This window comes from Actinoplanes sp. NPDC051633 (assembly GCF_040681735.1).
Lineage (GTDB): Bacteria > Actinomycetota > Actinomycetes > Mycobacteriales > Micromonosporaceae > Actinoplanes.
Genome location: NZ_JBFAZH010000149.1, coordinates 1 through 10425, shown reverse-complemented (window position 1 = coordinate 10425; position 10425 = coordinate 1). Strand labels below are relative to the sequence as shown.

The following is a 10425-nucleotide window of genomic DNA, read 5'->3' as shown; positions in this document are numbered from 1 at the left end:
AGGCGCCGCGGCGTGGCGGCCACCCGGATGTCCCCGTGCGCCAGGCGGGTCGCGCCGAGAAGCGCGGTCAGCCGCTCGCGCAGCTGTGCCAGGGCTGCGGCGGCGGCACCGGGCGCCATCTCCTCCGTACCCACCTCGAAGGCCAGCATCCGCGGCGCCGGACCCTCCGACGGCTTCCCGGCGACAGCCGGCGCGGGCGGATGCGAGACGCCGAGCGGATGGCCCAGCTCCTCGCGCCGCGCCACCCACAGCCGGGCCACGTCACCGGCGAGGCGGCGCATCCGGCCGAACTCCGCCGCCCGGTCCGCGGTGGAGACCGCGCCGCGGGAGTCGAGCACGTTGAAGGCGTGCGAGGACTTGAGCACGTACGTGTGCGCCGGCACCGGCAGCCCGGCATCGATCATCCGCTGCGCCTCGCCCGCGTAGAGCTCGAGCAGGCGGCGGTTGGTGCCGACGTCGGCGTCGTCCAGGTAGTAGCGGGACATCTCGTACTCGGCCTGCAGGAACACCTCGCCGTAGCTGACGCCCTTGGCGTACACGATGTCCTTGAAATGCCGGACCCCCTGCAGAGCCATCAGGATCCGCTCGATGCCGTAGGTGATCTCCACCGACGGTGGGTCGAGGTTGAGCCCGCCGGCCTGCTGCATGTAGGTGAACTGGGTGATCTCCAGCCCGTCCAGCCACACCTCCCAGCCCAGCCCCCACGCGCCCACCGCCGGCGACGCCCAGTTGTCCTCCACGAACCGCACGTCGTGCGCCGACACGTCGATGCCCAGCGCGGCCAGGCTGCCCAGGTAGAGCTCCTGCGCGTTGCCCGGCTCCGGCTTGAGGATCACCTGCATCTGGGTGTGCGTCTGGACCCGGTTGGGGTTCTCGCCGTACCGGGAGTCGTCGGGCCGCACGGACGGCTCCACGTACACCACCCGCCACGGCTCCGGACCGAGCACCCGCAGGAACGTCGCCGGGTTCAGCGTGCCGGCGCCGACCTCGGTGTTCATCGGCTGGACCACCAGGCATCCCTGATCGGTCCAGTACGCGGTCAGAGCGGCCAGCGCGTCCTGCATGGTGAGCATGGGACCGAAGTCTAGGCAGGCCGCCGCGGGGGTATGAATCGAATATGTCCGAGCTGCTCGTAGGGGATCTGTACCGCTTCCAGGACCTGCTCTCGCCCGAGGAGAGTGCCGTCGTCGAGCGGCTCCGCGCCTTCCTCGACGCCGAGGTCAAGCCGATCGCCAACGACTGCTGGGAGCGCGCCGAGTTCCCGTTCCAGCTGATCAAGGGGTACGCGGACCTGGGCATCGCCGGCCGCTCGCACTCCTCCCTGCTGAGCGGCTGGATCGCCCTCGAGATGGCGCACGCGGACCCGTCGCTGGCGACCTTCTTCGGCGTGCACTCGGGGCTGGCGATGGGCAGCATCGCCACCTGCGGCTCGGCGCAACAGCAGGAGCGCTGGCTGCCCGAGATGGCCACCTTCGCCAAGATCGGCGCCTTCGCCCTCACCGAGCCGACCGGCGGCTCGGATGTCGCGGCCGGGCTGCGGACCACCGCCCGCCGGGACGGCGATCACTGGATCCTGGACGGTGCGAAGCGCTGGATCGGCAACGGCACGTTCGCGGACCTGGTCGTGGTGTGGGCGCGGGACGTCGCGGACGACCAGGTGAAGGGCTTCGTGGTGGCCGGGGACGCGCCCGGCTTCAGGGCGACCAAGATCGAGCGGAAGATCGCCCTGCGGACCGTCCAGAACGCCGACATCACCCTGACCGGTGTCCGGGTCCCGGAGGCGGACCGGCTGCAGAACGCCAACTCGTTCAAGGACACCGCGCAGATCCTGCGGCAGACCCGCAGCGGGGTGGCGTGGCAGGCGGTCGGCGTGATGCTGGCCGCGTACGAGATCGCGCTCGCCTACGCCAAGGAACGCGAGCAGTTCGGGCGCCCGATCGGCAAGTTCCAGCTGGTCCAGGATCTGCTGGTGCGGATGGTCGGCAACGTGACCGGCGCGATGGGCATGTGCGTGCGGCTGGCCCAGCTGCAGGACAACGGCGAGTACCGCGACGAGCACTCGGCGCTGGCCAAGGCGTACTGCACCACGCGGATGCGCGAGGTGGTCGGCTGGGCGCGGGAGCTGCTGGCCGGCAACGGGATCGTGCTCGACTACGACATCGGCCGGTTCGTCGCCGACTCCGAGGCGCTGTACTCCTACGAGGGCACCCGCGAGATCAACACGATGATCGTCGGGCGTGCCGTCACGGGACTCTCCGCCTTCGTCTGAGGGTCCACCAGTTCGCGTCGCCGAGCGCCGCCACCAGGGCCGGCGCCAGCACGCCCCGGACGATGGTGGCGTCGATGATGATGCCCAGCGCCAGCGCGGTGGCCAGGATCTTCACGTCGGTGACCGGCACCCGCGACAGCGAGATGAAGGCCAGGAAGAGGATCAGCGCGGCGCACGTGACCAGCCGCCCGGTGCGCGCGAGGCCGAGCACGGTGGCCTCGTCGGTGCCGTGCCCGGCGTCGTGCTCCTCGCGGATCCGGGACAGCAGGAACACCTCGTAGTCCATCGACAGACCGAACAGGAACGCGAACACGGCGACCGGCACCCACGTCGTGATCGCGCCGGCCGGGCTCTGGTCGAAGAGCAGCTCCGTCCCGTGGCCGTCCTGCCAGATCCACACCGTGATCCCGTACGCGGCCGCCAGCGAGATCACGTTGAGCACCAGCGCCTTGAGCGGCAGCACGATCGAGCGCAGCGCCCGCGTCAGCAGCAGCACGGTCACCACCACGATCACCACGACGACCCACCACGCGTTGCCGTAGACGGCGTCGATGAAGTCGGCGTCCTGCGCCGGGACGCCGCCGACCCGCGCGCCGGCCTGCTCGGCCACCCGCCGGACCTCCGCCGCCGCGTCGCGGCCCTCGGCGTCCGACGTGTCGGCCACCGTCCACACGTCGACCACCGCCGAGCCGCCGGCTCGCCAGGACTGGGGTGCGATCGCCGCGCGCACCCCCGGCAGCTGCACGGTCAGCGTGACGATCGCCGCGGGGTCGTCGGCGACGATCTCGATCGGCGTGGACAGCCCGGCGCCGAGCCCGGCCGACTGCACCGCGAGGATCGCCTGCCCGGCTGGCCCGCCGGTGGAGGCGACCGACGCGTCGGAGGGCTGCCCGAGCCGCAACCCGAGCACCGGCAGCGCCAGCACGAGCAGCACGATCGTGGCGGCCGCCGCGGACAGCCACCGCCGCTTGACCACGGCCGTGCCGACCCGCCGCCACAGCCGGCTCTCCGGGTCGGCCTTGCGCCGATGCGGCCAGTCCAGGCGCGGGCCGGCCACCAGCAGCAGCGCGGGCAGCAGGGTCAGCGCGGCGGCCACGCTGACCACCGGGATCAGCAGGCCGGTGAAGCCGATGCTGCGCAGGAACGGCACCGGCAGCACGATCAGCGCGGCCAGACTCACCGCGACGGTCACCCCGGAGAAGAAGACGGCCTCGCCCGCGGTGCGCATCGACTCGCGGACCGCCGCCGTGTTGTCCAGCCCGTGCCCGCGCTCCTCCCGCCACCGGGTCACGATCAGCAGCGCGTAGTCGATGGCGACGCCCAGACCGATCAGCGCGAGCAGGAACTGCACGATGAACGAGATGTCGGTGAGCCCGGTCAGCCCCCACACGATCAGGAACGTGGTGAGGATCGACGCGGCGGCGATCAGCAGCGGCATCAGCGCCAGCACCGAGCCGAAGACCAGCAGCAGCACGATCAGCGCGCCGGCCCCGCCGAAGATGGTCTCGGCCAGCACGTCGGCGCCGCCCGAGCCGCCCTCCTCCTCGACCGCGAGGGCGTCCTTGCCGGTCACCACGGCGCCATTGGCGCCAGCGATCTGCTCGAGGACGGCCAGGGCCCGGGCGTTCGGGTCCGGCCCCGGGATGGGCTTGGCATGAACCACGACCACTCCGGTACGCGCTGAGCGCAGCCCGTCCTGCTCGTCGTAGTCGGCGACCCGCGACCCCGGCAGCGCGCCGGCGACGGCCCGGCTGATCGCGGTGCCCGAGCCCGGCGCCGGATCGGTGACCACCAGTAGGATCGGCGGCACGTCACCGCCGGAGCCGAAGGTCTCGACGATGTCGGAGTTCGTCTCGTATCCCGGCTGGCCGGGCAGCCCGAAGTCGTAGGTGAACGCGTCGACGGCCTTGGGAGCGGCGTACCCGCCGGCCAGGGCGAGCAGCAACCAGCCGATCAGCACCCACCAGCGATGACGGACGACCAAACCGGAGATCAGCGACACCGTCGCACCGTACGTGATCAGCCTGCGAGCCGCTGCCGCACCTGGGGATGACGCTCGTCGCGGACCGCCGTGGCCCGCGCCCGGGCGACCACCTCGTCGATCCGCACCGTCCGCTTCGCGCGCGCCGACGCGATCGCCGCCTCCACCATCGCGAGGCTGTTCAGGTTCTCGTGCACCTCGCCCATCGGCGGGGCCGACCCGGTGCGCACCGCCTCGGCGAAGGCGGCCAGCGCCGCCGCGATGCCGTGCGGGCGCCCGTCCGGCGGCGGATCCTCGCCGTCCCAGACCGCCGTCCCGTGCTCACCGTGCACCGTCCACGATCCGTTCCAGGACGTCTCGCGGCCGGGGGAGCACCAGCTTCCGGTGTAGACGTAGTGGGCGCCGTGCCGCATGTCGAACACCGCGGCGGCGTCGGCGTCGCCCGCGTACCAGCTCCAGGACGGGTTCCAGCTGCGGCAGGTGACGGCGAGGGGCTCGTCGCCGAGCAGGTAACGGGCGGCGTCGAAGGAGTGGATGGCCATGTCGGTGAGCAGCGGGTACGCCATCCGGTCGCGGAACCCGCCGAACCGCGGCGCCCGGAAGAACTCCGTCGTGACCGTGCCGATCGCCCCCAGCCCGCCGGTCGCGTCCTTCAGCGCCGCCAGCCCGGCGTTCCACCGCCGCGACTGGCTCACCATCAGCAGCCGCCCGGTCACCTCCGACGCGGCCGCCAGCGACAGGCCCTGCGCCACCGTCTCGGCGAGCGGCTTCTCACTGAGCACCGGGAAGCCGGCGATCAGCGCGGCGATGCTCACGGCGTGGTGTGCGGCCGGGGCGGTGACGTTGACGATCGCCGCGGCGCCCACGTCGGTCGCCAGCGCGACCGGGTCGGTGCCGACCGGCAGGTCCGGGCCGGCCGCCGCCCGGGCGGTCCCGATGTCGAGGTCGGCGACCCCGGCGAGGACGGCGGTGTCCGAGGCCAGCACCGTCTCCATCCACTGGCGCCCCATCGGACCGGCGCCCGCGATCACCACCGGCAGCGGCGTCACCCGTGCGGGCCCTCGTAGCGCCGGATCTCGGGCAGCTCCCGCTCCCGGTCGTCGCCGCACGCCCACTGCACCGCGTTCGCGATCACCCTGCGCACGTCCTTGTGGTGATAGGTCGGATAGTCCTGGTCGCCGGGCCGGAAGTAGAAGACCCGGCCGAACCCCCGCCGGTACGCGCACCCGCTGCGGAACACCTCGCCGCCGCTGAACGAGCTGAGGAAGACCAGCTCGTCGGGCGGCGGGACGTCGAAGAACTCGCCGTACATCTCCTCGGCCTCGATCTCGATCGGGTGCGGCACGCCGCGCGCGACCGGATGCGAGGGGTCGACGGTCCAGATCAGCTCGCGGTCGTCGCCGTTGCGCCAGCGCAGCCGGCAGGTGGTGCCCATCAGCGCGCGGAAGATCTTCGACAGGTGCCCGGAGTGCAGCACCACCAGGCCCATCCCGGAGAGCACGTGCCGCTGGACCCGGGCGACGACCTCGTCGGCGACCTCCTCGTGGGCGCGGTGTCCCCACCAGGTGAGCACGTCGGTGGCGGCCAGGGTCTCCTCGGTCAGCCCGTGCTCGGGGTCGTCCAGCGTCACGGTGCGGATCTCGGCGTCGCCGAGGTGCTCGGCGATGCCGGCCGCGATCGTGGCGTGCATGCCGTCCGGATAGAGCTTCGCCACCTCCGGCTCGTCGCGCTCGTGCCGGAACTCGCCCCACACCGTCACCCGCATTCCACTGATCCTCCGGTGCCGCCCGCGCCGGTGCAACCGGGTCAGCGGGACTGGTTCACCGGGGCAGGCGTGTGGCGGCCGTCATGAATCCGACCAGGTCGGAGTGCAGGATCGCCTGGAGATCCCGGGCAGAATGGGTGCCGGTCCTGGTGGGGTACGCCCGGGACCGGCCGGGAGCACGCCGCTACCCACCGTCACGCCCGGACCGTCGGCCGTGACGGGACAGGCTTGAGTTTCCCGCTTCGGCTACGGTGTCGGGTGCTATCGGGAAAGGGGACATCTGCGATGAAGGTGTGCGTCGTCGGCACGGGCTACGTGGGACTCACCACGGGGGTCAGTCTGGCCTTCCTGGGACACGACGTGACGTGCGTCGACCTGGACGAGAACAAGGTCGAGACGCTGCGCGCCGGCCGGTCGCCGATCTACGAGCCGCACATGGAGGCGCTGCTCGCCGAGGCGTCCGAGCGGCTCACCTTCACCACCGACTACGCCGAGGGCGTGCCCGGCGCCGAGGTCGTCTTCATCGCCGTGCAGACCCCGTCGCTGCCGGACGGCAACCCGGACCTGCGATACCTGAGCTCGGCCGCGGACAGCGTCGGCCGGCACCTGCTGACCGGGGTCGCCGGGCAGGCCGACGCCTTCACCGTCGTGGTGAACAAGTCGACCGTGCCGATCGGCAGCAGCAACTGGGTCGACTCGATCCTGCGCGAGGCGTTCGAGCGGTCGCACGGCCGCCGGGCCGACGGCGAGTTCACCGTGGCGTCGAACCCCGAGTTCCTGCGCGAGGGGGTGGCCATCTTCGACTCGCTCTACCCCGACCGGATCGTGGTCGGCTCCGACCACCCGCGCGGGCTGGACGTGATGAACCGGCTCTACCGGGCGGTGCTCAACCAGACCTTCACCCCGCCCACCTTCCTGCCCCGGCCGGGCGAGGTCGGCGCGGTGCCGATGGTCTCCACCGACCTGGCGTCGGCCGAGCTGATCAAGTACGCGGCGAACGCCTTCCTGGCCACCAAGATCAGCTTCATCAACGAGGTCGGCCGGCTGGCCGGCAAGGTCGGTGCGGACGTGACCCAGGTGGCCCGCGGCATCGGCCTGGACGCCCGGATCGGCTCGCGCTTCCTCGAGCCCGGCGTCGGCTGGGGCGGTTCCTGCTTCGGCAAGGACACGGCCGCGCTGATCACGACGGCCGAGGAGTACCACCACGACATGCCGATCGTGCGCGCCGCCCGCGAGGTCAACCGGCAGCAGCGCCTGGTCGTGGTCGACCGGCTGCTGGCGGAGCTGCGGATCCTCAAGGGACGCAAGATCGGCCTGCTCGGTCTGGCGTTCAAGCCGGACACCGACGACCTGCGCGACTCGCCGTCGGTGGACATCGCGAACCAGCTCGTCGCCCGCGGCGCCCGGGTGACCCTGCACGACCCGGTGGCGGGGGAGCGGTTCATCAGGGAGCAGCCGGAGCTGGCCGGCCAGCTGGCGTCGTCGGTCGAGGAGATCTTCGACGACGCGGACGCGGTCATCCTGGTGACCAAGTGGGATCAGTACCTGGACCTGGACTGGGGCAAGTTCGTCGGGCTGATGCGTACGCCGGTGCTGCTGGACGGCCGGCACTGCCTCGAGGCGTCCCGGATGGAGCGTCTGGGGTATCGATACCTGACCACTGCTTGAACAGGCTTGGTCGATCGAACAACTTCACTCGAAACCTTGACGTAACCTGATCACTGTTGTTGGAATGTGTTGGCTCCTGGCGGCCCGCGTGTTGTGGCTGCCCGCGTACCGAACAAACGCGAGAGGAACCACACATGTTGAAACCCCGACGGCGGGCCTTGGCCGCGGCCGCCGCCACCTTGATAACGGTCGGCCTGGCCGGCCCCGCCACCCGTGCCGACGCTGCTCCACAGTGGGAGAAGGGCAACCCCCCGATCGCCACCCCGTGGTTCGACGAGGTCAGCCCCACCAACGCGCTGCCCGAGTACCCCCGCCCGCAGCTGACCCGTGACGCGTGGCAGAACCTCAACGGTGTGTGGCAGTTCGCCAAGGCCGAGGTCGGCGAGGCGCCGCCGGTCGGCCGGGCGCTCGGTGAGCGGGTGCTCGTGCCCTACCCGATCGAGTCCGCGCTCTCCGGCATCCAGCGGCACGAGGACCGGATGTGGTACCGCCGGACCTTCACCGTGCCGGCCGCGTGGCAGGGCCAGCGGCTGCAGCTGCACTTCGGCGCGGTCGACTACGACGCCAAGGTGTGGGTGAACGGCACGCAGGTGGCCACCCACCGCGGCGGGTACGACGGCTTCAGCGTCGACGTCACCAACGCGCTGAAGGGCAAGGGCCCGCAGGAGCTCATCGTCTGGGCCGAGGATCTCACCGACGCCACCGGCCAGCCGATCGGCAAGCAGCGCCGGGTCAGCGACCGGGGCATCTTCTACCAGGGCAGCTCCGGCATCTGGCGGACGGTGTGGATGGAACCGACCCCGAACGCCCGGATCGACAGCCTGAAGCAGACCCCCGACGTCGCGGCCGGCGCACTCAAGCTGACCGCGCGCACCGTGAACGGCTCCGGCTTGACCGTCAAGGCGGTGGCCCGGAACGCCAGCGGCGGCATCGTCGGCCAGGTCACCGGCGCCGCGGACACCGAGCTGACGCTGCCGGTGCGCAACCCGAAGCTGTGGTCGCCGGACAACCCGTACCTCTACACGCTCGAGGTGCAGCTGCTCAGCGGGACCACGCCGCTGGACACCGTCGGCTCGTACTTCGGCCTGCGCGAGATCGGCAAGAAGGCCGGCGCCGACGGCAAGCTCCGGATCGCGCTGAACGGCAAGATCCTGTTCAACATGTCCACGCTGGACCAGGGCTTCTGGCCGGACGGGCTGAACACCGCGCCCACCGACGCGGCGCTGCGGTTCGACCTGGAGGCGCACAAGGAGCTCGGCTTCAACACCGTCCGCAAGCACATCAAGGTGGAGCCGGACCGCTGGTACTACTGGGCGGACAAGCTGGGCCTGCTGGTGTGGCAGGACATGCCGTCGGCCAACACCGGCCCGATCCCGGCCGAGTGGCGCGCGCAGTTCGAGTCCGAGCTGCACGAGATGGTGCGCGAGCACGACAGCTGGACCTCGATCGTCGCCTGGGTCCCGTTCAACGAGGGCTGGGGCGAGTGGGACCGCACCGCGACCGGCCGCATCGCGGACGAGGTCAAGGCGCAGGACCCCTCGCGGCTGGTGAACGCGCACAGCGGCGTGAACTGCTGCAACTCAAAGGGTGACTCCGGTCGCGGCGACGTCATCGACCACCACCAGTACACCGGCCCCGCCTCGCCGGCGCCGGACGGCACCCGGGTGTCGATCGACGGTGAGCACGGCGGCTTCGGCCTCGAGGTGCCCAACCACATGTGGTTCGGCGACGGTGGCGCGTACGAGATGCTGCCCAGCCCCGACGCGCTGACCAAGGCGTACGTGGACAACCAGAAGGCGGTCATCACCTCCGCACAGCGGTGCGGCATCAGCGGCGCGATCTACACCCAGATCACCGACGTCGAGCACGAGGTCAACGGCTTCTACACCTATGACCGCCAGGTGCAGAAGATGGACTTCACCAAGGTCCGCGCCATCAACAAGCGGATCATCCGGGAGGCCGACGGCTCGGCCGGCAACGTCCCGCCGCCGCCGCCCGGCACCCCGGGCCTGACCGGCGTCTCGTACTACCCGCTGGACGGCAACGCCACCGACGAGGCCGGCGACAACGACGGCACGCTGGTCGGCAACCCGGGCTTCGTGGCCGGTCACCAGAACCAGGCGATCGACCTGAACGGGTCGACGCAGTACGTCGACCTCGGCAAGCCGATACTGGACACCTCGACCGACTACTCGGCCTCGGCCTGGGTCAAGCTGGACAAGGCCGACGGCGCGTTCCAGACGGTGGTCAGCCAGGACGGTCCGAGCAGCAGCGACTTCTTCCTGCAGTACTCGGGCGCCGACCAGCGCTGGGCGATGAGCTTCGCCGGCGTCCGCGCGCTGGGCCCGGTGAAGCCGGATGTCGGCCGCTGGTACCACCTGGTCGGCGTGCGCGACTCGGTGAAGGGTGAGCTGCGGCTCTACGTCGACGGCGAGCTCGCCGGCTCGACCGGCGCCTGCCTGTCGTCGTCGACCCCGACCGGCAACACGGTGATCGGCCGCGGCAAGTTCGGCGGCAACCCGGTCGACTACCTGGACGGCCAGGCCGACCAGGTGCACCTGTACGACCGGGCGCTGCCGGCGGACGAGATCCGGGCGCTCTACGACCAGGAGAAGTAAGCCCCGGAACTTGTCGTAGGCCGGGGGTATGTTCCCGGCATGCTCATCGACTACGGCGCACCCGGGGTGTTCACCACGCTGGCGTCGGCGCAGGTCCCGCTGTTCCAGGACCTGCCGCCAGATA

The 10425-nt window shown here is 71.3% G+C and carries 7 protein-coding genes; 3 read left to right on the top strand and 4 right to left on the bottom strand.

The features are described 5' to 3' along the window. Positions 1–1073, bottom strand: a 1073-nt coding sequence (gene glyQ / locus AB0M20_RS11610; RefSeq protein ID WP_364297042.1) for a glycine--tRNA ligase subunit alpha, incomplete at its 3' end; no start/stop codon positions are given. 44 nt (positions 1074–1117) lie between these two features. Here glyQ and AB0M20_RS11605 point away from each other — a divergent pair. After that, complete coding sequence (locus AB0M20_RS11605; RefSeq protein ID WP_364297040.1) at positions 1118–2269, top strand: acyl-CoA dehydrogenase family protein; 1152 nt, start codon at positions 1118–1120, stop codon at positions 2267–2269. Here AB0M20_RS11605 and AB0M20_RS11600 read toward each other — a convergent pair. From AB0M20_RS11600 to AB0M20_RS11590, 3 genes are read right to left on the bottom strand one after another with little or no spacing between them, the layout of a single operon-like run. Continuing rightward, positions 2244–4271: an MMPL family transporter gene (locus AB0M20_RS11600; protein ID WP_364297038.1), complete on the bottom strand. Its 2028-nt coding sequence runs from the start codon at positions 4269–4271 to the stop codon at positions 2244–2246. The genes AB0M20_RS11605 and AB0M20_RS11600 overlap by 26 nt on opposite strands. 17 nt (positions 4272–4288) lie before the next feature. Continuing rightward, complete coding sequence (locus AB0M20_RS11595; protein WP_364297036.1) at positions 4289–5299, bottom strand: Gfo/Idh/MocA family oxidoreductase; 1011 nt, start codon at positions 5297–5299, stop codon at positions 4289–4291. After that, positions 5296–6015: a ThuA domain-containing protein gene (locus AB0M20_RS11590; protein ID WP_364297033.1), complete on the bottom strand. Its 720-nt coding sequence runs from the start codon at positions 6013–6015 to the stop codon at positions 5296–5298. Before AB0M20_RS11590 ends, AB0M20_RS11595 begins: the two co-directional genes overlap by 4 nt. Positions 6016–6300: 285 nt before the next feature. Here AB0M20_RS11590 and AB0M20_RS11585 point away from each other — a divergent pair, with 285 nt between their 5' ends. Together AB0M20_RS11585 and AB0M20_RS11580 are read left to right on the top strand one after the other, a co-directional pair. Next, entirely contained in the window at positions 6301–7683 is a 1383-nt protein-coding gene (locus AB0M20_RS11585) for a UDP-glucose/GDP-mannose dehydrogenase family protein (RefSeq protein WP_364297031.1), read from the top strand. Between the two features lie 134 nt (positions 7684–7817). Continuing rightward, positions 7818–10301 (top strand): LamG-like jellyroll fold domain-containing protein, encoded by a 2484-nt coding sequence (locus AB0M20_RS11580; protein WP_364297029.1) that lies wholly within the window; start codon positions 7818–7820, stop codon positions 10299–10301. Positions 10302–10425 lie beyond the last annotated feature (124 nt).